The organism is Stenotrophomonas sp. JC08, from assembly GCF_052180205.1.
Classification (GTDB): Bacteria; Pseudomonadota; Gammaproteobacteria; order Xanthomonadales; family Xanthomonadaceae; genus Stenotrophomonas.
Genome location: NZ_CP197473.1, coordinates 774182 through 799768, shown reverse-complemented (window position 1 = coordinate 799768; position 25587 = coordinate 774182). Strand labels below are relative to the sequence as shown.

The following is a 25587-nucleotide window of genomic DNA, read 5'->3' as shown; positions in this document are numbered from 1 at the left end:
GCGTTGCGCGACACGCGCACGGTGACCTCAATCGGCCAGATAGACCTTGCCGTCGGCAATCCGCACCGGCACCACGCGCAAGTTGTCGCCACGGCACGGCCCGGCCACGCATTGGCCGTGGAGCGTCTCGAAACTGGCGCCGTGCACCGCGCACACCAGATGGCCCTCCTTGCTCTTGAGGAACTGGCCCGGCGCCCAGTCCAGCGCCCGCCCGGCATGCGGGCAGACGTTCAGCCACGCACGCACTTGCTGCCCGTCGCGATACAGCACCAGCGGCTCGGAAGAGCCGTCGATCATCGCCTGCGCCGCGTGGAAACCCCGGTCGGGCAGGTTGTCGAGCAGGGCCAGTTCGGTTTGGGCGACGGGGGTGACGGACATGACAGGCACCGGTACGGACAGGAGCCGCGATTGTCGCATGTAGCCGCCACTGCCCCGCCGGCAGCCGGCTGTCGATGAACGGTCCGCAGCTGGCTTTAACAACAAATTCACGCTTGCGTTTGAACCGTCACAGATACTGCGTCCAGTACCACTGTCATTGTCATGCCATGCATATCCGCTATATCCAGTTTGCCAAGCTCCGCAATCTGTTCGAGCCGCGCAAGCCGCGCAACCCGCTCGTACGGCTGGCCCTGGGCCTGCTCGGCCTGGTGATACTGGCCGTGCTGATCGTCGGCGGGCTGTTCATCGGTGCGGCCATGATCCTCGGCGGCGTGGCCTGGAAGCTGCTGGCCCCGCGCAAATCCCGGGCTTCGCACGCAACCCCGTCCAACGTGGTCGATGCCGAATACCGCGTGGTACGCAAGGCCGTGCTGCCGCACGCCCGTTGAAGCGCGGAACGGCTGCAATCCGCTAGACTTCCGCGTTGTTTCACGCGGAAGCACACCATGACCGATCTGATTCCCGCCCTGCCCCAGCCCCGCATCCCGGTGGCCGGCGGCGGCACGTTTCCCGTGCACCGCATCTACTGCGTGGGCCGCAACTTCGCCGACCACGCCCGCGAGATGGGCGCCACGCCACCCCCGGCCAGCGAACGCGGCCAGCCGATGTTCTTCATGAAACCGGCCGACGCCATCGTCACCGGTGATGCGCCGGTGCCGTATCCGCCGGCCACCGCCGACCTGCACCATGAAGTGGAACTGGTCGTCGCGCTCGGCAAGGATGCACCGGCCGGCGAACTGCCGGTTGGCGACGCGATGGCGCTGGTGCTGGCCTATGGCGTGGGCCTGGATCTGACCCGCCGCGACCTGCAGGCCAAGGCCAAGGCCAAGGGGGGGCCGTGGGACATCGCCAAGGGCTTCGATCATTCCGCGCCGGTCAGCACCCTGGTACCGACCGCGCAGGTGGGCGAGCTGGCCACGCTGGAGCTGTCGCTGGAGATCAACGGCCAGCTGCGTCAACAGTCCACGCTGGACCAGATGATCTGGAACGTGGCCGAGATCCTGCACGAGCTGTCCAAGCTGTACGCATTGCGCGCCGGCGACCTCGTTTTCATGGGCACCCCCGCCGGCGTGGCCGCGCTGCAACGCGGTGACCGCTTCAGCGCGCGCCTGGGCGATATCGCCCGCCGCGACGGCATCATCGCCTGACGGCACATCCACGGGGTACGCTGCGGCGGCTCCCACCTATCACACTGCAAAGGAGAAAAACATGGGAATGATCAGTGAATTCAAGGAATTCGCGATGCGCGGCAACGTCATCGACCTGGCGGTCGGTGTCGTCATCGGCGGCGCATTCGGCAAGATCGTCACCTCGCTGGTGGACAAGGTGATCATGCCGCCGATCGGCTGGCTGATCGGCAATGTGGATTTCTCCGCGCTGGCCTGGGAGCTGGCACCGGCCAAGATCGGTGCCGATGGCGTGGAAGTGCCGGCGGTGGTGATCGGCTACGGCGATTTCATCAATACGCTGATCCAGTTCATCATCGTCGCCTTCGCCATCTTCATGCTGATCAAGGTGATCAACAGGCTCTCGCGCAAGAAGGCCGAAGAGCCGGCGGCACCGGCCGAACCGAGCGAGGAAGTGCTGCTGCTGCGTGAGATCCGCGACAACCTGAAGCGTTGACGCACCCGGCAGGGAAAGCGCCACACGGTGGCTTTCCCATGCCGGCAGGCCGATGGAATCCATGCTGCGGACCTGATCCGATGCAGGCAATATTCAAGACAACAAAGGCGCCTCAAGGGCGCCTTTGTTGTTTCAACGCGTCGAAATGATCAGCGCCGGAACTGGCGGCTGTACCAGCTGCCGAGGAACACCGCCGTGGCCGAAGCCACGTTGAGGCTCTCCACCGCACCGCTGCCGGGAATGGACAGGCGCAGGTCGCAGCCCTGTGCGAACTCGCGATCCATGCCCTCGCCCTCTGCGCCCATCACATAGACCATGCGTTCCGGCAGGGCCGCGGTGAACACATTGTCCCCGCCCTCGACCAGCGTGGCCGCCAGCCCGAAGCCGGCATCGCGCAGCTGTGCGACGGCCTGCGGCAACGCCGGCAGGCGCACCAGCGGCACGAACTCGGCACCGCCCTCGGCCACGCGCGCGGCCGCGCCCGACAGCGCCAGCGGCGAGTCGCCCGGCAACAGGATCGCGCCGACACCGAAGTGCGCGGCGGTGCGCAGGATCGCGCCGAAGTTGTGCGGATTGCCGACGCCATCGAGCCACAGTGCCAGCACCGGCCCCTCCTCCACCGCCGACAGCCACGCCGCCAGCGACAGCGGCTCGCGCTTGAGCACGTCGACCACCACGCCTTCATGGTGGGTGGTGGCGGCCAGCTTGTTGAGGTCGCCCTCGCCGACCACGCGGTAACCGACCCGGTTGGCCACGCACCACTTCAGCAGCGGCTGCAGGCGCGGGATCATCGCCTCGGCCAGATACAGCTTGCGCAGCGACTGCGGACGCTGCGCGAACATCGTCAGCACGGCGTTGACGCCGTACAGGCGCAGCTCGTCGCTGCCACGGATGGGCGGACCACCGCCGCCACTGCGCTCGGCAGCCGGGGCCGGTGGCGTGGCCCGTGGCGGACGTACGGAAGGACGGCGGTTGTTCCAGGGGTTGCTCACTGCGTGTGTCTCTCTTATCTATTGCCGCGCCAGAAATCGGCGTTCTTGATGCCCAGCGCATCCGGGTTGAAGACCGGGTCCAGGCCCTGCTTCTTCTGCTGCTCGTAATCGCGCAGCGCCAGCATCGCCGGCTTCTGCAGGATGAAGATGGCGATGACGTTCAGCCAGGCCATCAGGCCCACGCCGATGTCGCCCAGCGCCCAGGCCATCTTGGCGTTGTGGAAGGCGCCGAACACCACCATGCCCATGATGCCAAGACGCAGCGCCAGTGTCGCCAGCGGGTGGGTGCGGTTGCTGCCGGCCAGGTAGGTCAGGTTGGTTTCGGCCATGTAGTAGTAGGCCATGATGGTGGTGAAGGCGAAGAAGAACAGCGCCAGCGCGACGAAACCCGCACCCCAGCCCGGCAGCACCGATTCCACCGCGGCCTGGGTGAACAGCGCGCCTTCGGACGGCGCCAGCCCGGGCACGCCGGTGACGATGGCCTCCAGCTTCTGCGCACCGCCTTCGGTGACTTCACGGAACACGTTGTACATGCCGGTGGACAGCAGCAGGAACGCGGTGGAGGTGCACACCAGCATGGTGTCGAAGTAGATCGCGAAGGCCTGCACGTAGCCCTGCTTGGCCGGGTGCGAGACTTCGGCCGCGGCGGCGGCGTGCGGACCGGTGCCCTGGCCGGCCTCGTTGGCATAGATGCCACGCTTCACACCCCAGGCGATGGCCTGGCCGATGATCGCGCCAAACGCCGCATGCGCGCCAAAGGCACTGGAGAAGATGTCGGCGAACATCGCCGGCACCTTGCTGGCGTTGAGCATCATCACCACGATCGCCATCAGGATGAAGGCCAGCGCCATGAACGGCACGATCACCTCGGCGAAACTGGCGATGCGCTTGATCCCGCCGAAGATGATCATGCCCAGCAGGGCCGCCACCGCCAGCCCGATCCACAGCTTCATGCTGCCGGCACCGCCAAACCTGGCACAGGCGTCAGCGCCGGTGCACAGCACGTTGACCGCGCTGTCGGCGATCGCGTTGGCCTGCACGCCCGGCAGCAGGAAGCCGGCGGCGATGACCGTGGCCACGGCGAAGGTCGCCGCATACCACTTCAGGCCCATCGCCTTTTCGATGTAGTAGGCCGGGCCGCCGCGGTAGCGGCCTTCGGCATCCTTGGTCTTGTAGATCTGCGCCAGCGTCGATTCCACATAGGAGGTGGACGCGCCGAGGAAGCCCATCACCCACATCCAGAAGATCGCGCCCGGGCCGCCATAGGCGATGGCCGTGGCCACGCCGGCGATATTGCCGATACCCATGCGCCCGGCCATCGACATGGCCAGTGCCTGGAAGGAGGAGATGCCGGCATCGGATTTCTGCCCGCGTACCGTCAGCCGGCACATCTCGGCAAAACCGCGTATCTGCATGAAGCGCGTGCGCACGGTGAACCAGAGACCTGCCCCCAGACACATGAAGATGAGCGCATTGCTCCAGATGATGCCGTTGATGTAGTCGACGATGGATTCCACGTGATTCCCCGCAATAGCTGAAAGTAGCGGCCCCGCCTGCGGGACCGGCCGATTTTTCCACGTTCAGGCCCGGATGTGCAGGCCCGTCACGCGCTTGGCGGCAACGGACGCAAGCGTCCGAAACACCGCATGTCATGCAATACGCCGTCCTTGAAAACCGCCTGGCGCTCCACGCCTTCCTCGATGAATCCATTCTTCAGCAACACCCGGGCCGAGGCCGGATTGCCCGCCATCACCTGTGCGGCCAACCGTGCCAGCCCCAGCTCCTGCATCACCCAGGGCGCGTAGGCGGCAACCACCGCGGTCATCACGCCCTGTCCCCAATAGCGCCGCCCCAGCCAGTAGCCCAATGACGCCGAATAGCGGCGCTCATGCTGCCCCGGTGTCACGCCGATACCGCCACAGGCCTGGCCGTCGATCTCCAGCGCGAATACCGGACCGCCCAGATCCAGCACCCGCCCGGCGAGGAACGCCTCGCCATCGTTGCGCGTATAGGGATACGGGAAGCGCGTGCCCAGCCCGCGCGACACCGCCGCGTCATCGGCATGCAGCAGCAGCGGTTCCAGATCGTCCTGCCGCCACGGCCGCATCCGCACCCGGCCCTGCAGCAGCGGCTCATGCATGGCCGCCCACCGCCGGCGTCTCGCGCTCCTGTCGGGCCAGTTCGTTGGCCACCGTCTGCGGCGACTGCGTGTACGGCGCCAGCAGCGCATAGAACGCCGGCACCACGAACAGCGACAGGAAGGTGGACACGGTGACGCCGAAGATCACCACCACACCGATGGTGGCGCGGCTGGCCGAACCGGGGCCGCCGGCCACGACCAGCGGGATCGCGCCGACCACCGTGGCGATGGAGGTCATCAGGATCGGGCGCAGGCGCACCATCGCCGATTCGACGATGGCCCGGTGCACGTTGCGGCCTTCATCACGCAGCTGGTTGGCGAACTCGACGATCAGGATGCCGTTCTTGGCGGCAAGCCCCACCAGCATGACGATGCCGATCTGGCTGAACAGGTTGAGCGTGCCACCGCTGAGGTACAGCCCGAGCAGCGCGCCGAGCACGCCCAGCGGCACGGTCAGCATGATCACCAGCGGATGGATGAAACTCTCGAACTGCGCGGCCAACACCAGATAGACCACCAGCAGCGCCATGGCGAAGGTCAGCAGCACCGCGCTGCCGGCGCGCTGGTACTCGCGCGACTCGCCCTTCCAGTCGATCTGCGCATACTCCGGCAGCTCCTCGCGCGCGACGTCCTGCACCCAGGCGATGGCCTCGCCTAGGGTATGGCCGGGGGCGACGTTGGCGCTGATGGTGATCGAGCGCAGCCGGTTGAAGCGGTTCAGGCTGCCGGCCTCGGCCACTTCGCTGAGCGTGACCAGGTTGGACAGCGGCACCAGTTCGCCCGAACGCGCCCGCACCTGGATCGCGGCCAGGTCGGCCGGCGAGGCGCGGCCTTCGCGTGCGGCCTGCACCAGCACGTCGTACTCCTCGCCGTTGTCGACGAAGGTGGTGACGCGGCGCGAACCCATCATCGTTTCCAGCGCACGGCCGATGTCGGTGACGGAAATCCCCAGGTCGGCGGCACGCTGGCGGTCGATATTCACCCGCATCTGCGGCCGGGTTTCCTTGTAGTCCGAATCGGCGCCGACCAGCCCCGGGTAATCGGCCATGCGCGCGAGCAGGCGATCACGCCACTGCGCGATCTCGGCATATTCCGGGCCGCCGAGCACGATCTGGAACGGCTGGCCGAAGCTGCGCACCAGACCGCCGCCGACCATCGTGCGCACGCGCACGCCGCTCAGTCCGTTGAGCTGCTTCTGCAGGTCGCTGGCGACATCGGCGGTGGCCTCGGTGCGGTCGCGCCACGGCTGCAGGAACACGCTCATGCGGCCGGTATGCATCTCCTCGTTGTTGCCCCAGCCACCGGGCACGCGCGGATTGGCGCGGACGATGGGTTCGTTGGGGCCGACGAACTGCGAGACGATCCGCTCGACCTGCTGCACCTGGCCAACGGTGTAATCGAAACCGGCGCCTTCCGGGCCATCGATCATGATCTGGAACGAGCCGCGGTCCTCGGCCGGGGCCAGCTCCGAGGGCAGCACAGTGAGCAGGCCCCAGCTGGCGGCCAGCGCGGCCAGCATCACCAGGCCGAAGATCCAGGTGCGCTGCACGTGCCTGTCCAGCACCCGCCCGTAGGCGGCCGACACCCGCTCCAGCTGGCGGTTGATGAAGCCATGCAGGCGGCCGACCTTGCGCTCGCTGTGCGGCTTGAGCAGCTTGGAGGCCATCATCGGCGTCAGCGTCAGCGCCACGAACGCCGACAGCGCCACCGCCGAGGCCAGCGCCACCGCCAGTTCGCGGAACAGGCGGCCGGTATTGCCTTCAAGGAAGCCCACCGGCAGGAACACCGCCACCAGCACCGCGGTGGTGGCGATCACCGCGAACGCCACCTGGGTGGTGCCGCGCCGCGCGGCCACCAGCGGCGGCTCGCCCAGGTCAATGCGGCGCTGCACGTTCTCGACCACGACGATGGCGTCATCGACCACCAGACCGATACACAGCACCAGCGCCAGCAGGGTGAACAGGTTGATCGAAAAGCCGAACGCGAACAGCGCGATGAATGCGGCCACCAGACACACCGGCACCGTCACCGCAGGGATCAGCGCCGCGCGCAGGCTGCCCAGGAACAGCCAGATCACCACCAGTACCAGCGCCATCGCCTCGCCCAGCGTCCAGTACACCCGCTCCACCGCCGCCTCGATGAAGGTGGTGTTGTCGAAGGCGACGAAGATCTGCGTGCCGTTGGGCAGGGTCTGGCCGATGCGTTCGGCCTCGGCCCGGGTCAGCCGCGCCACGTCCAGCGCGTTGGCGGTGGAGGTCTTGACGATGCCCAGGCCGACGCCCGGCTCGCCGTTGCTGCGGTAGTAGGCGCGCCGCTCCGAGGAGGTCAGTTCGACCTTGGCCACGTCGCCCAGCCGCACCACGTAGCCGTCATCGCCCTTGCCCAGCGGGATGCTGGCAAAGTCCGCCGGCGCCACGTAGCTGCGCTCCACGCGCAGGGTGAAGTCGCGGTCGGCCGATTCGATGCGCCCGGCCGGCAGCTCCACGTTCTCGCTGCGCAGCGCCGACTCCACCTCGGCAACGGTCAGCCCGCGCGCGGCCAGCTGGTCGCGGTCCAGCCAGATCCGCATCGCATAGCGCTGGCGCCCGCCGATGCGGATCTGCGCCACGCCGTCGATGCTGGAGAAGCGGTCCACCACGTAACGCTCGGCGTAGTCGCTCAGCTCCAGCGTGTCCATCGTGCTGGAACTCATGTTGAACCAGATGATCGGATCGGCGTCGCTCTCGACCTTGGCGATCTCCGGCGGCCGCGCCTCCTCGGGCATGCGGTCGGCGACGCGACTGACCGCATCACGCACGTCGTTGGCGGCGGCCTCGATATCGCGGCTGGCGCTGAACTCGATGCTGACCGAGGCGCGACCGTTGACGCTGCGCGCGTTGATCGTATCGATGCCCTCGATGCCGGCCAGCGCGTCTTCCAGCACCTGGGTGACGCGGCTTTCGATCACTGCGGCCGAGGCGCCGGTGTAGTCCACCGACACCGACACGATCGGCGGATCGATCGCCGGCAGCTCGCGCAGCGTCAGCCGGCCGAAGGACATCAGGCCCAGCACCACCAGCAACAGGCTCATCACCACGGCCAGCACCGGCCGCTTGATCGAAAGGTCGGACAGCTTCATCCGGCCGCCGCCTGCTTCACCGGTGCCGGCGTGGCATCGGCCGGTTCGACCTCCTCGATGCGGATGCCCGGACGCAGCTTGCCGGTGCCATCCACCACGATGCGCTCACCGGCCGTCAGGCCGTCGGTGATCTCGACCACGCCGGCACGGCGGGTGCCGGTCTTGACATCGACCCGTTCGACACTGGCGTCGTCCTTGACCCGGTAGACGAAGGAATCCCGGCCAACCTGGACCACGGCGATCTCCGGGATCACCAGCGCCTGGCGCTCGGGGCGGAACAGGCGCACATCCAGCAGCATGCCCGGACGCAACGCATGGTCGGCGTTGTCGAAATCGGCGCGCACGGTGACCGCGCGGCTGCCCGGATCGACCCGCGCATCGATGGTGCTGACCCGGCCCTCGAAGTTGCGGCCCGGCCAGGCGATGCTGCTGCCGCTGACCTTGTCGCCGGGCTGCAACGAGGCCAGCTCGGCTTCGGGCAGCGGGAAATCGACATGCATGCGTGACAGGTCATCGAGCGTGGCGATAGCCGTGCTCGGGGTCAGCAGTGCGCCGGGGCTGATCTGGCGGATGCCGAGCACGCCGGCAAACGGCGCACGGACCTGGCGGTCGCCGATATCGGCCCGCATCTGCCGCACGCGGGCCTCGGCCGCATCGCGGATGGACTTCTGCGTATCCAGCGTGGAATGGGACACCAGCTGCTGCGCGGCCAGCTCGCGCTGGCGCTGGTACAGCCGGTCGGCCTCGGCGAAGGTGGCCTGGGCCGAGGCCAGCGCGGCCTGCTGAGCATCGCCGCGCAGGGTGACCAGCGGTGCCCCGGCGGCGACCTGCTGGCCACTTTCAAAATGCACGGTGTCGACGATCTCGCTGACCTTGGCGGTGATCACCACCGACTCGCGCGCCTTGGTGGTGCCCAGCGCCTGCAGGGTGTCGTTCCAGGCGGACAGTTGCACCACCTGGGTGGTTACCGGCACCGCGGCCGCGGCCTGTCGCGGCGCCTGGCCGCCTTCACGATTGCAACCGGCCAGTGCCAGCGCCAGGACCGCGCCAGCGGCAACGGTGACGACAAAACGCCCCAACATAGGAAAATCCGTCTGTTACACGATCAGGCAGTCTAGCCGGGCAACGTGACGGTCGAATGTGCCGTTAGAGGGGGGGGCAGGCATGTCCTCACCGCCGCCCCGCCCGGATGGCGTATTCAGCGCAACACCAGCCGCACCACCTGGTCGACCATCGCATCCAGCGCCTCGCCGTCGGCGTACAGGTGCAGCTCCGGGTTCTCCGGGGCCTCGTACGGTGAGTCGATTCCAGTGAAGTTGGGGATCTGCCCGGCCCGCGCCTTGCGGTACAGGCCCTTGACGTCGCGGGCCTCGGCCACTTCCAGCGGCACATCGACGAACACCTCGATGAACTCGCCCTCGGCGAACAGCTCCCGCGCCATGTCCCGCTCGGCGCGGAACGGCGAGATGAAGCTGACCAGCACGATCAGTCCGGCATCGGCCATCAGCCGCGCCACCTCGGCCACCCGGCGGATGTTCTCCACCCGGTCCTCGTCGGTGAAACCCAGGTCACGGTTCAGGCCGTGGCGCACATTGTCGCCATCGAGCAGGAAGGTGTGGCAGCCGCGCGCATGCAGGCGTTTTTCCACCTGGTTGGCGATCGTCGACTTGCCGGCACCGGACAGGCCGGTGAACCACAGCACCTTCGGCTGCTGGCCCTTGATGCGGGCACGCGCGGCCCTGTCCACGTCCAGATGCTGCCAGTGCACGTTGCCGGCGCGGCGCAACGCGAAGTCCAGCGTGCCGGCGGCGACGGTGGCATTGGTCTGCCGGTCGATCAGGATGAAGCCACCCAGCGCGCGGTTCTGCACATACGGCGCGAACGCGACGGGCTCGTCCAACGACAGGTTGCAGTAGCCGACCTCGTTGAGCTCCAGCCGCTTGGCAGCCAGTTTCTCCTGCGTGTTCACATCGACGCGGTGCTTGATCTCGCTGATGCTGGCGGCCACGGTGCGGCTGCCGATCTGCAGCCAGTACGGGCGCCCGGGCAGCAGCGCGGCGTCGTCCATCCACAGCACGTGCGCGGCGAACTGGTCGGCCACTTCCGGCGGATCACCGGCCGCGGCAATCACATCGCCGCGGCTGACATCGATCTCGTCGGTCAGGGTCAGCGTCACCGCCTGTCCGGCCGTGGCCAGCGGCAGCGGACCATCCGGACCCAGCACCTGCTTGACGGTGGAGCGGCGCGCCGAGGGCAGCACCACCACCGCATCGCCGGCACGGACCTGGCCGGCGGCGATGGTGCCGGCGAAGCCGCGGAAATCCTGGTTCGGACGATTCACCCACTGCACCGGCAGGCGCAGGCCGCTGGCCGCGTCATGAGTGGCGATCTGCACCGTATCCAGATGCTCGAGCAGGCTCGGGCCGGCGTACCACGGCATAAGCGGCGAGCGCGCCGACAGGTTCTGTCCTTCCAGCGCCGACAGCGGGATCGCCTGCACATTGGCGATCCCCAGCTGCGCGGCCAGCGCCTGGTAGTCGGCGACGATCTGCGCGAATACCGCCGGGTCGTAATCGACCAGGTCCATCTTGTTCACCGCCAGCACCACCTGGCCGATGCCCAGCAGCGAGATGATGTAGCTGTGGCGGCGGGTCTGCGGCAGCAGCCCCTTGCGCGCATCCACCAGCACCACCGCCACATCGGCGGTGGAGGCGCCGGTGGCCATGTTGCGGGTGTACTGCTCATGCCCGGGGCAGTCGGCGACGATGTACTTGCGGCGGTCGGTATCGAAGTAGCGGTAGGCCACATCGATGGTGATGCCCTGCTCGCGCTCGGCGGCCAGCCCGTCCAGCAGCAGCGCATAGTCGATGCGCTCGCCCTGGGTACCGTGGCGGCGGCTGTCGGCCTCCAGTGCGGCCAGCTGGTCATCGAACAGGCGCTTGCTCTCATACAGCAGGCGGCCGATCAGCGTGCTCTTGCCGTCGTCGACGCTGCCGCAGGTGATGAAGCGCAGCAGCGGCTTGGCCTCGTGCTGCTGCAGGTAGGCGGAGATGTCGGTGGAAGGGGTCGCGGTCGTCATCAGAAATAGCCCTCCAGCTTCTTCTTCTCCATCGAGGCGGACTGATCGTGGTCGATCAGCCGGCCCTGCCGCTCGGAGGTGGTGGACACCAGCATCTCGGCGATGATCTTCTCCAGCGTGTCGGCGTCCGATTCGATCGCGCCGGTCAGTGGATAGCAGCCCAGCGTGCGGAAGCGCACCTTGCGCAGCTGCGGCACTTCGCCCGGCAACAAGGGCAGGCGCTCGTCATCGACCATGATCAGGCTGCCGTCACGCTCGACCACCGGCCGTTCGGCGGCGAAATACAGCGGTACCACCGGGATCTTCTCGCGGTAGATGTAGAGCCAGATATCCAGCTCGGTCCAGTTGGACAGCGGGAACACGCGCACGCTCTCGCCGGTATGGATGCGCGCGTTGTACAGGTCCCACAGCTCCGGGCGCTGGTTCTTCGGGTCCCAGCGGTGGCGGTCGTTGCGGAACGAGAACACCCGCTCCTTGGCGCGCGACTTCTCCTCGTCACGGCGCGCGCCGCCGATGGCCGCATCGAACTTCCACTTGTCCAACGCCTGCTTCAGGCCCTGGGTCTTCATCACGTCGGTATGTACGGACGCACCATGACTGACCGGGCCGATGTCCTGGGCGATGCCATCGGGATTGATGTGCACGCGCAGCTCGGTGCCGGTCTCGGCCACGCGGCGGTCGCGGAAGGCGATCATCTCGCGGAACTTCCAGCGCGTGTCCACGTGCAGCAGCGGGATCGGCGGCACGCCCGGCGCGAACGCCTTGAGCAGCAGGTGCAGCAGCACCGAACTGTCCTTGCCCACCGAGTACATCAGCACCGGGTTGTCGAAGGCGGCGGCGACTTCCCGCAGGATGTGGATGCTTTCGGCTTCCAGCCGGTCCAGGTGTGACAGGGATGCGGTGACGGTCATTGCTTCACGGAAAAGGGCGCAGGGGGGCGGCAGGTAAGGATATCAGTGCGCGGAGAAGGGCTCTCCGGCAGGGCAGCGAGTGTGCGTCGCGGCGGCACAGGGCTGAAATGAGCGCATGACATGAGCCCATAACCCCCCGTCCTTTCCACTGGCGCGAGGCGCTGCCTAGGATCAGCCTCCCACCCCGACCGGACAGGACAATGACCTCCGCCGCTGCCGTCATTCCCCCCAGCCCCTTGCCCGAAGAGCGCCGGCTCCTGCTGACCCGCCTGGTGGAAGGCATGGACGGCAACAGCCTGTGGTGGCTGTCAGGATTCGCCGCCGGGCTGGCCCAGGGACACCCTCCCCCGTCCCTGGCGGTCATTCCCGGCGGCGGCCAGCCGGTAGCGGCCGCAGGCAGTACCGCACGCCTGACCGTGCTCTATGGCAGCCAGACCGGCAATGCCCGTCGCGCCGCCGAGCAGGTGGCTGCCGAGGCCGAGGCGGCCGGTCTGTCGGTGCGCCTGGTGCGGGCCGACGCCTACTCCACCCGCGAGCTGGCCGGCGAGAAGCTGCTGTACCTCGTCATCAGCACCCAGGGCGAAGGCGATCCGCCGGATGACGCCATCGGCCTGGTCGAATTCATCAGCGGCAAGCGTGCACCCAAGCTGCCGGAACTCAAGTACGCGGTACTGGGACTGGGCGACTCCAGCTATGTGGAGTTCTGCGGCATCGCCCGCACACTGGATGCGCGGCTGGCCGAACTGGGCGGGCAGCGCCTGCAGCCGCTGGCCGCGGCCGACCTGGACATCGACACCGTCGCCACGCCGTGGCGCGCCAAGGTACTGGCCGATGCCCGCAGCGTCCTCGGTGCGGCGGCCAACGCGGCCGCACCCGGCAGCAACGTCACCCCGTTGCGCCAGGCCGCGGCCAGCGCGCATGGCGCCAGCCATCCGTTCCACGCCGAAATGCTGTCACGCCAGCAGCTCAGCGGCCGTGACTTCAAGGGACCGGCCTATGGCCAGTACGGCCGGATCGACAAGCGCGTGCACCATATCGAGCTGTCGCTGGAAGGCAGCGGCCTGCACTACGAGCCGGGCGATGCGCTGGGCATCATCCACCGCAACGCACCGCCGCTGGTGGACGCCATCCTCACCGCCACCGGCCTGGATGGCGACACCGACGTTGCCCATGACGGCCACAGTCGGCCGCTGGCGCAGTGGCTGGGCGAGCACCGCGAGCTGACCCGTATCTCGCGTCCGTTGCTGGCCACCGTGGCCGAACGCAGCGGCAATACCGATCTGGCCGGTCTGCTGGAGCCGTCACGCAGCAGCGAGCTGGCAACCGTGTTCGGCGATCACCAGCTGGTCGACGTGCTGCACCGCTGGCCGGCCGACTGGGACGCCAGCGCGCTGGTCGCCGCGCTGCGCCCGGTCACCCATCGCCTGTATTCGATCGCCTCCAGCCGCAAGCGGGTGGGCGACGAGGTCCACCTGACCGTCGACGAGCTGGCCTACAGCGCGCACGGCCGCGAGCACATCGGCGCCGCCAGCGCCTTCCTCGCCGCACTGGCGGAAGACGCCCAGGTGCCGGTGTACATCGAGCCGAACGAGCGTTTCCGGGTACCGGCCGACGCCAGCCGCGACATCGTCATGATCGGCCCCGGCACCGGCATCGCACCGTTCCGCGGCTTCGTGCAGGAACGTGCCGAGAGCGGCGCCAGCGGCCGCAACTGGCTGTTCTTCGGCGCCCGCCATTTCAACAGCGACTTCCTCTATCAGGTCGAGTGGCAGGACGCCCTGCAGCGCAAGGAATTGCACCGCCTTGACCTGGCCTTCTCCCGCGACCAGGCCGAAAAGATCTACGTCCAGGATCGCCTGCGCGAACGCGGCCGTGACCTGTACGACTGGCTGCAGAACGGTGCGCACCTGTACGTGTGCGGTGCCATCGGCATGGGCAAGGACGTGCATGCCACGCTGCTGGAGGTCATCGCCGCGCACAACGGGGGTGATGCCGAAGCCGCAAGCGACTACCTGTCCGGCCTGCAGCGCGAAGGCCGCTACGCCCGCGACGTCTACTGACCCCTTCCAACCCCTGCAGCAGCGGCGCCAGCCGCGACCGGGGGTTGCCGGGAAAGCCTCCGCGACCGACGTCGCTCCTCCACCAGCCACAGGCGCAGACACCCCACGACCATGTCCCATCCTTCCGTAGAAAAGATCAAGCTCGACAGCCGGCGCCTGCGCGGCAACATCGCCGAGGACCTGCTGGACGCCACCACCGGCTCGCTGTCGTTCGAGGACCAGCGCACCATCAAGTTCCACGGCAGCTACCAGCAGGACGACCGCGACCTGCGCGACGAGCGCCGCCGGCAGAAACTGGAACCGGCCCACCAGTTCATGATCCGCATCCGTGCGCCGGGCGGCGTGTTCACGCCGCAGCAGTGGCTCAAGCTGGACCAGATCGCCACCACCTACGCCAATCACTCGCTGCGCGTGACCACCCGCCAGACCTTCCAGATCCACGGCGTCATCAAGCGCGAGCTGAAGGCGACGATGCAGGCGATCAATTCCGCGGCGATGGACACCATCTCCGCCTGCGGCGACGTCAACCGCAACGTGCTGGCCGCCAGCAATCCGTTGCAGTCGGCGCTGCATGCGCAGGTACACGACTGGGCGCAGCGGCTGTCGCTGCACTTCAAGCCCGCCACCCGCGCCTATTACGAAATCTGGCTGGATGAGGAAAAGGTGGCCGAAAGTGGCGTGGAGCACGAGCCGATCTACGGCGATGCCTACCTGCCGCGTAAGTTCAAGATCGCCGTGGCGGTGCCTCCGTACAACGACGTGGACGTGTTCGCCAACGACCTGGGCCTGATCGCCATCGTCGACGGCAGCGGCAACCTGGCCGGCTTCAACGTCGCCATCGGCGGCGGCATGGGCGCCAGCCACGGCATCGCCGCGCACTATCCGCGCGTGGGCAACGTGATCGGCTTCGTCACCCCCGAACAGACCCTGGCCATCGCCGAAGCGGCGATCACCGTGCAGCGCGACCTCGGCGACCGGATCGAGCGCAAGCATGCGCGCTTCAAGTACACCATCGACGACCACGGTTCGGAAAAAATCGTGGCGATGATGCAGCAGCGCGCCGGCTTCAGCCTGCAGCCGGCACGGCCGTTCCACTTCGAGCACAACGGCGACCGTTTCGGCTGGATCGAAGGCGAGGACGGCCTGTGGCACCTGACCCTGTCACTGCCCTGCGGGCGCATCGCCGACACCGCCGGCCGGCCGTTGCTGACCGGCCTGCGCGAGATCGCCAAGGTGCACGAAGGCGAGTTCCGCATGACCGCCAACCAGAACGTGATCATCGCCGGCGTACCCGCCGCGCAGCGCGCGCGGATCGATGCGCTGGTCGCCGAACACACGCTGGATCGCGAGAACAACGCCCCCACCGCGATCGAGCGCACCGCCGTGGCCTGCGTCGCGCTGCCGACCTGCGCGCTGGCGATGGCCGAGGCCGAACGCTACCTGCCCGGCTTCCTCGGCGTGCTGGAGCCGCTGCTGGACAGACACGGCCTGCGCGAGGCACCGATCCTGCTGCGCATTTCCGGCTGCCCCAACGGCTGCTCGCGCCCGTACCTGGCCGAGATCGCGCTGGTCGGCAAGGCACCGGGCCGCTACAACCTGTTCCTCGGTGGCGACCACCGCGGCCAGCGCCTGAACACGCTGTACCGCGACAACATCACCGAGGCGCAGATCCTGGAGGCGCTGGAGCCGCTGCTGGCCCGTTATGCCGGTGAACGCGAGACCGGCGAGCGCTTCGGTGACTTCCTGCACCGCGCCGGCATTGTCGAACTGCCGCCCTACCCGACCTATCGCCAGATTCCAGTGGAACTGCAGCCATGAGTGCCCTCCCAGCCGATCCCCGCGAGGCCGCCAGCGCACCGCCCGAAGCCATCGCCGCGCTCAACCTGCAGCTTGAAACGATGGACGCGCAGGCGCGCGTGCAGTGGGCACTGAAAAACGCCCCCGGCACGCACGTGCTGTCCTCCAGCTTCGGCGCGCAGTCGGCGGTGACCCTGCACCTGCTCAGCCGCCAGCAACCGGACATTCCGGTGATCCTGGTCGATACCGGCTACCTGTTCCCGGAAACCTACCGCTTCGCCGATGAACTGGCCGAGCGCCTGCAGCTCAACCTAAAGGTGTACCGGCCGCTGGTCAGCCGCGCATGGATGGAAGCACGCCATGGCCGGCTGTGGGAGCAGGGACTGGTCGGCATCGAGCAGTACAACAACCTGCGCAAGGTCGAGCCGATGAAGCGCGCGCTCGCCGAGCTGCAGGCCGGCACCTGGTTCACCGGCCTGCGCCGCGCGCAATCGGGCAGCCGCAGCGGCACGCCGATCCTGCAGAAGCGCGACGGCCGCTGGAAGGTCAACCCGATCGCCGACTGGAACGACCGCGACGTGTGGCGCTACCTCAAGCAGCACGAGCTGCCCTACCACCCGCTGTGGGAGCAGGGCTATGTCTCCATCGGCGACACCCACACCACCCGCCGCTGGGAGCCGGGCATGCGCGAGGAGGACACCCGTTTCTTCGGCCTCAAGCGCGAGTGCGGGTTGCACGAGGAAATCTGAAGGCGGGGACCGGGCGGAGAGAAACAGGGAATGAATGGAAGCAGTCCACCACCCCGCCCTGCACCTGCTCCGCCCCGTTCCCGGCTCCTGCTTCGCCCGTTCCTGATCCGCTCCTGCGTTACATGCGGTAATCCAGCTTCAGCCAGACACTGCGACCCGGCTCGTTGATCCGCACCGGATCGGCGGGGAAGCCGAAGTCGGCGCTGCCGGCCAGGTTCAGGTGCTCGGCATAGGCGCGGTCGAACAGGTTGTCCACACCGGCACTGGCACGCAGGCGGTCGCTGATGCGGTAGGCGGCGTTGAGCGAGAAGGTGGCAAACCCGGCACTGGGACCGAGATCACGCGCGACCACGTTGCCCTCGTCCAGCGCCACCCGGTTCTGCCGCCCCACCACCCGCAGCAGGGCGCCAGTGGACCAGCGCGCGTGCTCCCAGCTGGCACTGAAACGTCCCTCCAGCGGCGGGATCTGCGGCAGCGGCCGGTTTCCATCGCGGTTCTCGCCCCAGGCGTAGGCCAGCGTACCGCCCAGCTTCCAGCCCTGGACGGGCCGCCATTCCAGCCCTGCCTCGGCACCGGCGATCCGCGCATCGACATTGCCGGCCGCGGTGCTGCTGCCCATCATGCCGCCACTGCGATAGGTGAACAGGATGTAGTCCTGCAGCTGCCCGGCATAGGCCGAGACCCACCCGTCCAGCGTGCGCGTACGGAACTGCAGGCCGAGGTCGAGCTGGGTGGTCTTTTCCGGCTTCACCCCGGCAAAGGCATTGGCACTGCCGGCCGGGCCGGCATCGGCCGAGAACAGCTCCCAGTAGTCGGGCATGCGCTCGCTGTGGCCCAGGCCCGCATACCAGGTCCAGTCCTGGCCGTGGTCACGCTCGTAACGCAGGAAACCGCTGCCCAGCGTTTCCTCGCGCCGCTGCCCGGCGGTGGGGTTGGGCTTGCCCATCATTCCGGTGGTCTGGCGCAGATCCTCCGCTTCGGCGCGGTCGATGCGCAGGCCGCTCACCCAGCGCCGCGGCGTGTCCTCGCCGAAGGTCAGCTCGGCGAATGCACCGTGATTGCGCAGGTCGGCATCGCGCATCCACGGCAGCTGCTGCCAGACGCCACGCATGCCGCGGCGTTTGCGGTGACGGCTGTCCTGGGCATCGATGCCGGCGACGATGGCCACTTCCGGCCAGCGCCATTCCGCGGCGATGCGGCCGCCGCTGGTGCGCCGCTCCACGTTCGAGGCCATCGCCCTCGGCATGCTGCCGTGCGGATTGGGCTGGCGCAGCGTGTAGTTGTCCATCACGTGGTCGGCGGTGTTGCTGTACAGATTGGCCTGCAGCTTGTCCCATGCCCCGGGCAGGTTGCCGCGCTCGAAACGCAGGCCGTAGCTGCTGCGCTTGAACGATGCACCGTCCATGCCACGGCCGGCATAGCGGGCCAATGCGTCGCCGGTGCCGGCGTTGAGCTCGAGCACGGTATCGGCATCGGGCGTCCAGCCGATGGCGGCGTCGGCATTCCACTTGTGCCAGCGCGACGGCACCACCTCGCCATTGCCGTCGCGGTAGTCGTCGGCTTCGGAACGGTTGCCGCTCACCCGCACGTACCCGGGGCTGCTGCCGAAGCTGGCATCGAGCATCTGGTCGTTGCGGTTGTTGGAGCCACCCAGTGCGCTGGCCTGCAACTCCATGCCCGGCGTATCGAAGCGCGGCAGGTCACGTTCAAAGCGCACCGTGCCGGCCGAGGCGCCCGCGCCCCAGCGCACACTCTGCGGGCCCTTGATGACGGTCAGCCGGTCGTAGGTTTCCGGGGCGATGTAGGACAGCGGGTTGTCCATGCGCGACGGGCAGGCACCGATCAGGCTGCCGTCGTTGCTGAGGATGTTCAGGCGTGAGCCGGACAGGCCGCGCAGCACCGGATCGCCATTGGTGCCGCCATTGCGGATGGCGGAAAAACCGGGAACGGTCTTCAGGTAATCGGCGCCATCACTGGCCGGCACCGGTTGCCGCGGCAGGCGCGGATCGGTGACCCAGTTCAGCGGCGAGGCCGGGGCCGCGCTGGTGACGACCAGCGTGTCCAGCGTCTTGATCGATGCCGACTCCTCGGCATGGGCACGGTACGGAAACAGGGCCAGGCACACTGCAGCGGCCAGGCACGCCGGGATGACCGGCATTCGGGAAACGGAATTCATCAGGTTCTCCGGGACGACAGTCCACGTACCGCCGGACAGGCGGCAGGTGGTGGAATGGAAGGAAGCGGATCGTCAGGAGAACGCGGGGGGTCCGCGCGGTGGATGTGCCGGCCAGCGGACACTGGCAGGAAGGGTCGTCGCACGTGGCGGATGGACGGACAGGCGGGCGCACAGTGGCAGCAGTACCAGCAGCACCGCCAGCCACGGCAGCAGCCGCGAGGCCATGGTGCAGTAGTCGCACACTTCGCCATGGGCGGCATGCGGACCGGACGGTGTGCCCAAACGCTCTTCGCCGGCCATGTGATGGGAGCCGGCCCCATGCGCAAGGTGATCCTGCACCAGCCCGGCATGGCTGCCCGGTGGCGGCATTGCCTGCAATGCGCGACTGAGCACCGGCGCCAATGCCATCAGCAGGGTGGCCGCCAGCGCGAGCCACAACATCCAACGCTGCAGGTGCGGAATACGGATCACATGTGCAGTTTAAAGATGCACGCCCGGTTTGCCCCTGCGACCGAGTGCCGCAGTCAGCTGCGGTGTCCGGCAAAGTGGAGCGGCATGTACCGCCATTTGCACAGGCCGAGGGTTCCGCGCCAGCTCATCACCCCGACAACGGCCTGCCGCCGTTGCCGTCATCCACATAGCCTGCCTCAGCTGGTGATGGTCTGGGTCAGCGATTCCCAGCTCGGCGGCGTGGGCCAGTCGGCCTCCTGGTTACCGTCCAGCACGCGCCGCAGGTCGCGCTTGTCGATCTGCGGGGCCAGCACATGCACCAGTTCCAGTGCGTAATCGCGCAACACCCGCTCACGCGGCAATACCGCCCAGGCGATGCACTCGGGAATGGCCGCCGGCGCCGGCCACGCACGCAGGTCGCCGTCATTGGCGCTGACCGCCATTTCCGCCAGCAGGCCCACGCCCAGCCCGGTGCGTACATAGGTCTTGATCAGGTCCGCATCCAGCGCGGTCAGCGCCAGATCCGGCTCCAGGTTCTGTGCGGCAAACGCGCGCCGCAATGACGAACTCGGCCGAGTCGAGGATTCGTAGCTGATCAGCGGATGGGCGGCCAGCGCCGCCATGTCCGGCGCCTTGCCGGCCCGGTCCAGCGGATGCCCCTTGGGCACCAGCACCAGCCGCCGCCAGCGGAACAGCGGCACGGCGATGCCGGTGCTCGGCTCGCTGCCGGCGGTACTGATGATGGCGATATCGGCATCGCCCTGGCTGAGCAGGTCCAGCGCATCGCTTTCGGCGGCCTGCTGCAGGTGCACGCTGACCTGCGGATAGCCCTGCTTGATCCGCGCCACCGCCGGCGGCAGCACGAAGCGCGCCTGGGTATGGGTGGTGGTGAGGATCAGCTGACCCTGGCTTTCCCCGCGCTGGTTGGCGGCATAGGTGCGGATGTTGTTGGCCTCGGCCAGCACCGCACGGGCGCGGACGATCACTTCCTCACCGGCCGGCGTCACCGAATCCAGGCTGCGCCCCTTGCGCACGAACAGCAGGAAGCCGAGTTCGTCCTCCAGCTGCTTGAGCTGCTTGGACAACCCCGGCTGGGTGGCATGCACGCGCGTCGCGGCCAACGTGATGTTCAGCTCGGCGTCGGCAATGGCGACCAGGTAGCGCAGTTGGGTGAGGGTCATCGCAAGTGGAAAAACACCGCTGGTGGCAGGCAGACGAATGTAGGTCAAATTGCCGGCCCATCTTATAACCGAAAGTCATATGCAAGGTGGCGCAAGTCATTTCCGGCGATTTGCCGGCGGCAGTACGGTCATCCGCTCCCTCCCCACCCTCCCCCGCACCGATCTTGGATACCGCCCTGTTCCCGCTGTTTGCCGACCTGCGTGGCCGCGCCGTACTGGTGGTGGGGGGCGGCGCGGTGGCCGAGCGCAAGATCCAGGCGCTGCTGCGCGCCGGTGCCCTGCCGCGTGTCGGCGCCCCCCAACTGGGCCCGGCGCTGCAGGCGATGGCCCGCAACCTGCGCATCCAGTGGCTGCAGGGGAGCTTCAGCGAACACTGGCTGGCCGATGACATCTGGCTGGTGATCGCCGCCACCGATGACGCCATCACCAACCAGGCCGTGGCCGCTGCCGCCCATCAGCACCGCCTGTTTGCCAATGTGGTCGACGACGCCGCCCTCTCCGCCTTCCATGTCCCGGCGGTGGTCGAGCGCGGGCCGTTGCAGATCGCCATTTCCAGCGGTGGCGGCGCACCGATGGTCGCCCGCCATGTCCGCCGCCGGATCGAGCTGATGTTCGACCAGGCCTGGGGGCAACTGGCCACACTGGTCGGCCACAGGCGCGCGGCGATCCGCAAGCGCTTCCCCGACATGGGCGCCCGCCGCCAGTTTTTCGACCGCCTGATCGAAGGTCCGTTGCTGGACCTGCTGCGCCGTCGCCAGGACGATGCCGCCGAGGCCCGGCTGCTGCAGGAAATGGCCGATGCGCCCACCGCCACGGCCGGCTCGGTGGTACTGGTCGGTGCCGGCTCGGGCGATCCCGGCCTGCTCACGCTCAATGCCCTGCATGCACTCAACCGTGCCGACGTGATCCTGCATGACCGCCTGGTCAGTGCCGAGGTACTGCAACTGGCGCGCCGTGATGCCGACTTCATCGAGGTCGGAAAATCCGCGCAGGGCCACAGCACCGCGCAGGAGCATATCCACGCGCTGATGCTGGAACATGCCCGTGCCGGCCGACAGGTGGTACGGCTCAAAGGCGGCGATGCGTTCGTATTCGGTCGCGGCGGCGAGGAGCTGCAGTTCCTGCGCACGCACGGCATTCCCTACCAGGTGGTGCCCGGCATCACCGCGGCACTGGCCTGCGCCGCCTATGCCGGCATCCCCCTGACCCATCGCGACCACGCCCAGCAGCTGCGGCTGGTCACCGCCCACTGCCGCGATTCGCTGGACACGCTGGACTGGCCGGCGCTGGCCGCGCCGCGCCAGACCCTGGTGTTCTACATGGGCGTGGCGGCGCTGGAGAAGATCCGCCAGCACCTGCTGGCTGCCGGCCTGCCGGCCAGCACCCCGTTCGCGCTGGTCGAGAACGGCTCGCGCAGCGACCAGCGTGTCGTCCGCGGACAACTGAATACCCTGCCCGATACCGCGCAGCAGCACCGGGTGCAGTCGCCGGCGCTGCTGGTGGTCGGCGAGGTGGCGGCGCTGGCCGATGAACTGCACTGGTTCGGCGCCCCGCCCTTGCACGCGCCTGAAACCTTTTCCTCACTTTCCGCACAGACGTCGCCACCGACACTGGCCGACGCTGCCTGACTTTCTTCCCGGAGAACCCCCATGGCCATCTACAACAGCATCCTGGACACCATCGGCAACACGCCGGTGATCAAACTCAACCGGCTCGCCCCGGCCGGCGTCGAGGTCTACGTCAAGGTCGAATCGTTCAACCCCGGCAGCTCGGTGAAGGACCGCCTGGCGCTGGCAATCGTGCTCGATGCCGAGCAGCGCGGCGTGCTCAAGCCCGGCGACACCATCGTCGAGGCCACCTCCGGCAATACCGGCGTGGCCCTGGCCATGGTCGCGGCGGCGCGCGGCTACAAGTTCGTGGCGGTGATGACCGAAACCTTCTCGATCGAACGCCGCAAGGCGATGCGCGCCTATGGCGCCAAGGTGATCCTGACCCCGGCTGCCGCACGCGGCACCGGCATGGTCGAAAAGGCCAGGGAACTGGCCGCCAAACATGGCTGGTTCCTGGCCAGCCAGTTCGCCAACCCGGCCAACCCGGCCTACCACCGCAACACCACCGCCGCCGAGATCCTGCGCGACTTCGCCGGCAAGCGCCTGGACTACTTCGTCAGCGGCTGGGGCACCGGCGGCACCCTCACCGGCGTCGGCGAGGTGCTGAAGGTCGCCCGCCCGGATACGCGCATCATCGCCACCGAACCGGCCGGCGCGGCCCTGCTCAAGGGCGATGAATGGAAGCCGCACAAGATCCAGGGCTGGACCCCGGACTTCGTGCCGGAGGTGCTCAACCGTGGCGCCTACGATGAACTGCGCAGCATCCAGGACGAGCGCGCGATCGAAGTCTCGCGCCAGCTGGCCGCCGAGGAAGGCATCTTCGTCGGCATCTCCGCCGGCGCCACCGCCGCCACCGCACTGGAAGTGGCCGCGACCGCACCGGCCGGCTCGGTGGTGTTGGCGATGCTGCCCGATACCGGCGAGCGCTACTTCTCCACCCCGCTGTTCGCCGACGTCAACGAAGGCAGCGACGACGACTGGCTGGCCGGGCTGCCGTAAGCGTCGGCCCCCACCGGTTGCATCACGACGGCCGCCTCCTGGTAGCCGTCGCGTTTACCGCCGGCATGACGCCGGCAATCAGCTCGACAAGCCCGGCTCCAATTGCCGGCCCATCCGACCATTCCCGGCACACGCTACCGGGGCTGGAAATGGATGATCGACGCGGGCCGACCATCTCCATTGGCGCTTCAAGGGAGCGGCGTGGGCGATAGGGACCACCCCGGTGGATGGTGAAAGGGCGTGCAGGTGGAAAGGCCGGCCATTGCCGTGAGCCTGCCGCAAAGATTGCCCTCGATTCCCGGCAATCGGCTTTCCATCAAAACGGCGCTGTCCGCCACCCACAAGCGATCGCAGGCTTTGAGACACCCCGCAGACACACTGCCCGCCGGCCTGCCTGCACCCGGTGGCCCTCACGCATTTCTCATACAGGGCAGTGGAAGATCAGCGCATGGGCATCGAAGTCTGGCAAGGCGACATCACCGGGTTGGACGTTGACGTGATCGTCAATGCGGCCAACCCGACGCTGTTGGGCGGCGGTGGCGTGGATGGGGCGATCCACCAGGCCGCCGGCCCCGGCCTGCTGGCCGAATGCGAACGGCTGCCGGAGCTGCGGCCCGGCGTGCGCTGCCCGACCGGGGAAGTACGGGCCACCGGTGGCCACGGCCTGCCCGCCCGCTACGTATTCCACACCGTCGGCCCGGTGTGGCGCGAGGGCCAACATGACGAGGCGGCGCTGCTGGCCAACTGCTACTGGCAATCGCTGCGACTGGCCGCACAGATGGGCCTGGAGTCGATCGCGTTTCCAGCCATCAGCTGCGGCATATACGGCTTTCCGCTGCATCAGGCGGCGCAGATCGCGGCTACCGAAACCACCACCTGGCAGAAGAGCCACACACGCCCGCTGCGGATCATCCTGGTGGCCTTCAATGCCACCGCCTTCAAGCTCTACCAGCAGGCACTGGCGGCGACGGGGCAGATGCCGGTACCCGACATGCCGCCATCCAGCCACGGGCTGCTCCCTGTCACCTGAGCACCCAAGCACTGGATCGCACAAACGGAAACGCCGGCACAAGGCCGGCGTTTCCTTTACTTCAGTGGCGTATGCCCGGGCGGGAATCAGCCTTCCCACTTGCCCAGCGCAGCCAGGCCGTTTTCCTTGGCACGCTCGTACACGGTCTTCTGTGCGGCGGCGTAATTGCCCTTCATGTCCTGGGCCCACAGCTTCAGCGCGGCCTGCTGCATGGCGCGACCATAGGAGAAGCTCAGCGGCCACGGCAGGTTGCCCAGCTGGTTCATGGCATTGAGGTGGGCGGTGGACTGCTCGTCGCTCTGGCCACCGGACAGGAACACGATGCCCGGCAGGATCGCCGGCACCACCGACTTCAGGCACATCACGGTCGATTCGGCCACTTCCTCGACATCGGCCTGCTCCTCGCAGCTCTTGCCGGCGATGACCATCGAGGCCTTCAGGATGGTGCCTTCCAGCACCACGTTCTGCTGGTACAGCGCATCGAACAGCGCACGCAGGGTGGCTTCGGTGACTTCGTAGCAGGTCTCGATGTCGTGGTCGCCGTCCATGATCACTTCCGGCTCGACCATCGGCACCAGGCCGGCTTCCTGGCACAGCGCCGCATAACGGGCCAGCGCATGGGCGTTGACCTCGATGCAGGTGCCCGAGGGAATGGTCTCGCCGATATTGATCACCGCACGCCACTTGGCGAAGCGGGCACCAAGCTTGTAGTACTCCTGCAGGCGCGCACGCAGGCCGTCCAGGCCTTCGGTCACCAGCTCGCCCGGGCAACCGGCCAGCGGGTGCGCACCGGTATCGACCTTGATGCCCGGGATCATGCCGTGGTCGGCCATGTACTTGGCGAACGGCACGCCGTCCTTGGTCGACTGGCGGATGGTCTCATCGAACAGGATCGCGCCGGAGATGTGCTCGCTGAGCTTGGGTGTGGTCAGCAGCAGTTCACGGTAGGCACGGCGGTTCTCTTCCGTGTTCTCGATGCCGACACTGGCGAAACGCTTGGCAATGGTGCCGGTGGATTCGTCAATGGCGATGATGCCCTTGCCCGAGGCGACCATGGCCTGGGCGGTTTCAGCCAGCAGTTCGATGCTCATGTCTTTACCTGTGACGGAGTGCGGGAAAACCGCGATTATAGCCGGTCCTGCTTGCGGACTTGTCATCCGCAAGACTCGCAACCGCTTTCAATACGCCGCCAGCAGGACAAGCCCTGTCTGCTCCGGCCAGACGCATGGCCGGA

At 67.8% G+C, this 25587-nt stretch carries 20 protein-coding genes and 1 pseudogene; 9 read left to right on the top strand and 12 right to left on the bottom strand.

Going from position 1 to position 25587, the window contains the following annotated elements:
• Positions 1-27 precede the first annotated feature (27 nt).
• Positions 28-378, bottom strand: coding sequence for a Rieske (2Fe-2S) protein (locus tag ACSBPQ_RS03605; RefSeq protein ID WP_442683710.1), 351 nt, complete (start codon positions 376-378; stop codon positions 28-30).
• 167 nt (positions 379-545) lie between these two features.
• Between ACSBPQ_RS03605 and ACSBPQ_RS03600 the strand changes: the two genes are divergently transcribed.
• The 3 genes from ACSBPQ_RS03600 (at position 546) to mscL (ending at position 2061) form a co-directional block, all read left to right on the top strand.
• Positions 546-827 (top strand): hypothetical protein, encoded by a 282-nt coding sequence (locus ACSBPQ_RS03600; protein WP_442683709.1) that lies wholly within the window; start codon positions 546-548, stop codon positions 825-827.
• 57 nt (positions 828-884) lie between these two features.
• Positions 885-1586: a fumarylacetoacetate hydrolase family protein gene (locus ACSBPQ_RS03595; RefSeq protein WP_442683708.1), complete on the top strand. Its 702-nt coding sequence runs from the start codon at positions 885-887 to the stop codon at positions 1584-1586.
• 61 nt (positions 1587-1647) lie between these two features.
• Positions 1648-2061, top strand: coding sequence for a large-conductance mechanosensitive channel protein MscL (gene mscL / locus ACSBPQ_RS03590; RefSeq protein WP_442683707.1), 414 nt, complete (start codon positions 1648-1650; stop codon positions 2059-2061).
• A 149-nt stretch (positions 2062-2210) separates the two neighbouring features.
• Here the strand turns inward: mscL and ACSBPQ_RS03585 are convergent, their stop codons facing one another.
• From ACSBPQ_RS03585 to cysD, 7 genes and pseudogenes are all read right to left on the bottom strand, one after another.
• The gene (locus tag ACSBPQ_RS03585; protein ID WP_442683706.1) at positions 2211-3053 is read right to left on the bottom strand and encodes a TrmH family RNA methyltransferase; all 843 of its coding nucleotides are present in this window, start codon (positions 3051-3053) and stop codon (positions 2211-2213) included.
• A gap of 14 nt (positions 3054-3067) precedes the next feature.
• Positions 3068-4513, bottom strand: coding sequence for an alanine/glycine:cation symporter family protein (locus ACSBPQ_RS03580; RefSeq protein WP_442684498.1), 1446 nt, complete (start codon positions 4511-4513; stop codon positions 3068-3070).
• A 143-nt stretch (positions 4514-4656) separates the two neighbouring features.
• Complete coding sequence (locus ACSBPQ_RS03575) at positions 4657-5193, bottom strand: GNAT family N-acetyltransferase (RefSeq protein ID WP_442683705.1); 537 nt, start codon at positions 5191-5193, stop codon at positions 4657-4659.
• Positions 5186-8311, bottom strand: coding sequence for an efflux RND transporter permease subunit (locus ACSBPQ_RS03570; RefSeq protein WP_442683704.1), 3126 nt, complete (start codon positions 8309-8311; stop codon positions 5186-5188). Before ACSBPQ_RS03570 ends, ACSBPQ_RS03575 begins: the two co-directional genes overlap by 8 nt.
• Positions 8308-9393: an efflux RND transporter periplasmic adaptor subunit gene (locus tag ACSBPQ_RS03565; protein WP_442683703.1), complete on the bottom strand. Its 1086-nt coding sequence runs from the start codon at positions 9391-9393 to the stop codon at positions 8308-8310. The genes ACSBPQ_RS03570 and ACSBPQ_RS03565 overlap by 4 nt, the downstream gene beginning before the upstream one ends.
• Positions 9394-9509: 116 nt before the next feature.
• Positions 9510-11363 (bottom strand): annotated as a pseudogene (gene cysN / locus ACSBPQ_RS03560) (sulfate adenylyltransferase subunit CysN); the annotation flags it as partial.
• A 26-nt stretch (positions 11364-11389) separates the two neighbouring features.
• Positions 11390-12301 carry a sulfate adenylyltransferase subunit CysD gene (gene cysD / locus ACSBPQ_RS03555; RefSeq protein ID WP_442683702.1) on the bottom strand — a complete coding sequence of 304 codons (912 nt, stop codon included), beginning with the start codon at positions 12299-12301 and terminating at the stop codon, positions 11390-11392.
• Positions 12302-12501: 200 nt separating this feature from the next.
• On the opposite strand from cysD, the gene ACSBPQ_RS03550 reads away from it, so the two are divergent.
• The 3 genes from ACSBPQ_RS03550 (at position 12502) to ACSBPQ_RS03540 (ending at position 16907) form a co-directional block, all read left to right on the top strand.
• The gene (locus ACSBPQ_RS03550) at positions 12502-14361 is read left to right on the top strand and encodes an assimilatory sulfite reductase (NADPH) flavoprotein subunit (RefSeq protein WP_442683701.1); all 1860 of its coding nucleotides are present in this window, start codon (positions 12502-12504) and stop codon (positions 14359-14361) included.
• Between the two features lie 111 nt (positions 14362-14472).
• Positions 14473-16179 (top strand): assimilatory sulfite reductase (NADPH) hemoprotein subunit, encoded by a 1707-nt coding sequence (gene cysI, locus ACSBPQ_RS03545; protein WP_442683700.1) that lies wholly within the window; start codon positions 14473-14475, stop codon positions 16177-16179.
• Positions 16176-16907, top strand: coding sequence for a phosphoadenylyl-sulfate reductase (locus ACSBPQ_RS03540; RefSeq protein ID WP_442683699.1), 732 nt, complete (start codon positions 16176-16178; stop codon positions 16905-16907). The genes cysI and ACSBPQ_RS03540 overlap by 4 nt, the downstream gene beginning before the upstream one ends.
• Positions 16908-17025: 118 nt before the next feature.
• Here the strand turns inward: ACSBPQ_RS03540 and ACSBPQ_RS03535 are convergent, their stop codons facing one another.
• The 3 genes from ACSBPQ_RS03535 to ACSBPQ_RS03525 all read right to left on the bottom strand — a co-directional run bounded on the left by ACSBPQ_RS03535 (position 17026) and on the right by ACSBPQ_RS03525 (position 20714).
• On the bottom strand, positions 17026-19083 hold the full coding sequence (locus ACSBPQ_RS03535; RefSeq protein ID WP_442683698.1) for a TonB-dependent copper receptor: 2058 nt from the start codon (positions 19081-19083) through the stop codon (positions 17026-17028).
• A gap of 72 nt (positions 19084-19155) precedes the next feature.
• Entirely contained in the window at positions 19156-19524 is a 369-nt protein-coding gene (locus tag ACSBPQ_RS03530; protein ID WP_442683697.1) for a DUF2946 family protein, read from the bottom strand.
• A gap of 206 nt (positions 19525-19730) precedes the next feature.
• A complete protein-coding gene (locus ACSBPQ_RS03525) occupies positions 19731-20714 on the bottom strand; it encodes a LysR family transcriptional regulator (RefSeq protein ID WP_442683696.1) in 984 nt (327 codons plus the stop codon).
• Positions 20715-20875: 161 nt separating this feature from the next.
• Between ACSBPQ_RS03525 and cysG the strand changes: the two genes are divergently transcribed.
• The 3 genes from cysG (at position 20876) to ACSBPQ_RS03510 (ending at position 24353) form a co-directional block, all read left to right on the top strand.
• Positions 20876-22342 (top strand): siroheme synthase CysG, encoded by a 1467-nt coding sequence (gene cysG / locus ACSBPQ_RS03520; RefSeq protein ID WP_442684497.1) that lies wholly within the window; start codon positions 20876-20878, stop codon positions 22340-22342.
• 21 nt (positions 22343-22363) lie between these two features.
• A complete protein-coding gene (gene cysK / locus ACSBPQ_RS03515; RefSeq protein WP_442683695.1) occupies positions 22364-23323 on the top strand; it encodes a cysteine synthase A in 960 nt (319 codons plus the stop codon).
• Between the two features lie 448 nt (positions 23324-23771).
• Positions 23772-24353: an O-acetyl-ADP-ribose deacetylase gene (locus tag ACSBPQ_RS03510; protein WP_442683694.1), complete on the top strand. Its 582-nt coding sequence runs from the start codon at positions 23772-23774 to the stop codon at positions 24351-24353.
• Positions 24354-24439: 86 nt separating this feature from the next.
• Here the strand turns inward: ACSBPQ_RS03510 and ACSBPQ_RS03505 are convergent, their stop codons facing one another.
• A complete protein-coding gene (locus ACSBPQ_RS03505; protein WP_442683693.1) occupies positions 24440-25444 on the bottom strand; it encodes a class I fructose-bisphosphate aldolase in 1005 nt (334 codons plus the stop codon).
• Between the last annotated feature and the right edge of the window lie 143 nt (positions 25445-25587).

What these genes read in the sequence shown, in the direction of transcription:
- ACSBPQ_RS03605 (WP_442683710.1), bottom strand. Translation starts at nt 378, where the DNA reads ATGTCCGTCACCCCCGTCGCCCAAACCGAACTGGCCCTGCTCGACAAC.
- ACSBPQ_RS03600 (WP_442683709.1), top strand. Translation starts at nt 546, where the DNA reads ATGCATATCCGCTATATCCAGTTTGCCAAGCTCCGCAATCTGTTCGAG.
- ACSBPQ_RS03595 (WP_442683708.1), top strand. Translation starts at nt 885, where the DNA reads ATGACCGATCTGATTCCCGCCCTGCCCCAGCCCCGCATCCCGGTGGCC.
- mscL (WP_442683707.1), top strand. Translation starts at nt 1,648, where the DNA reads ATGGGAATGATCAGTGAATTCAAGGAATTCGCGATGCGCGGCAACGTC.
- ACSBPQ_RS03580 (WP_442684498.1), bottom strand. Translation starts at nt 4,513, where the DNA reads ATGTGTCTGGGGGCAGGTCTCTGGTTCACCGTGCGCACGCGCTTCATG.
- ACSBPQ_RS03575 (WP_442683705.1), bottom strand. Translation starts at nt 5,193, where the DNA reads ATGCATGAGCCGCTGCTGCAGGGCCGGGTGCGGATGCGGCCGTGGCGG.
- ACSBPQ_RS03570 (WP_442683704.1), bottom strand. Translation starts at nt 8,311, where the DNA reads ATGAAGCTGTCCGACCTTTCGATCAAGCGGCCGGTGCTGGCCGTGGTG.
- ACSBPQ_RS03565 (WP_442683703.1), bottom strand. Translation starts at nt 9,393, where the DNA reads ATGTTGGGGCGTTTTGTCGTCACCGTTGCCGCTGGCGCGGTCCTGGCG.
- cysD (WP_442683702.1), bottom strand. Translation starts at nt 12,301, where the DNA reads ATGACCGTCACCGCATCCCTGTCACACCTGGACCGGCTGGAAGCCGAA.
- ACSBPQ_RS03550 (WP_442683701.1), top strand. Translation starts at nt 12,502, where the DNA reads ATGACCTCCGCCGCTGCCGTCATTCCCCCCAGCCCCTTGCCCGAAGAG.
- cysI (WP_442683700.1), top strand. Translation starts at nt 14,473, where the DNA reads ATGTCCCATCCTTCCGTAGAAAAGATCAAGCTCGACAGCCGGCGCCTG.
- ACSBPQ_RS03540 (WP_442683699.1), top strand. Translation starts at nt 16,176, where the DNA reads ATGAGTGCCCTCCCAGCCGATCCCCGCGAGGCCGCCAGCGCACCGCCC.
- ACSBPQ_RS03535 (WP_442683698.1), bottom strand. Translation starts at nt 19,083, where the DNA reads ATGAATTCCGTTTCCCGAATGCCGGTCATCCCGGCGTGCCTGGCCGCT.
- ACSBPQ_RS03530 (WP_442683697.1), bottom strand. Translation starts at nt 19,524, where the DNA reads ATGTTGTGGCTCGCGCTGGCGGCCACCCTGCTGATGGCATTGGCGCCG.
- ACSBPQ_RS03525 (WP_442683696.1), bottom strand. Translation starts at nt 20,714, where the DNA reads ATGACCCTCACCCAACTGCGCTACCTGGTCGCCATTGCCGACGCCGAG.
- cysK (WP_442683695.1), top strand. Translation starts at nt 22,364, where the DNA reads ATGGCCATCTACAACAGCATCCTGGACACCATCGGCAACACGCCGGTG.
- ACSBPQ_RS03510 (WP_442683694.1), top strand. Translation starts at nt 23,772, where the DNA reads ATGGGCATCGAAGTCTGGCAAGGCGACATCACCGGGTTGGACGTTGAC.
- ACSBPQ_RS03505 (WP_442683693.1), bottom strand. Translation starts at nt 25,444, where the DNA reads ATGAGCATCGAACTGCTGGCTGAAACCGCCCAGGCCATGGTCGCCTCG.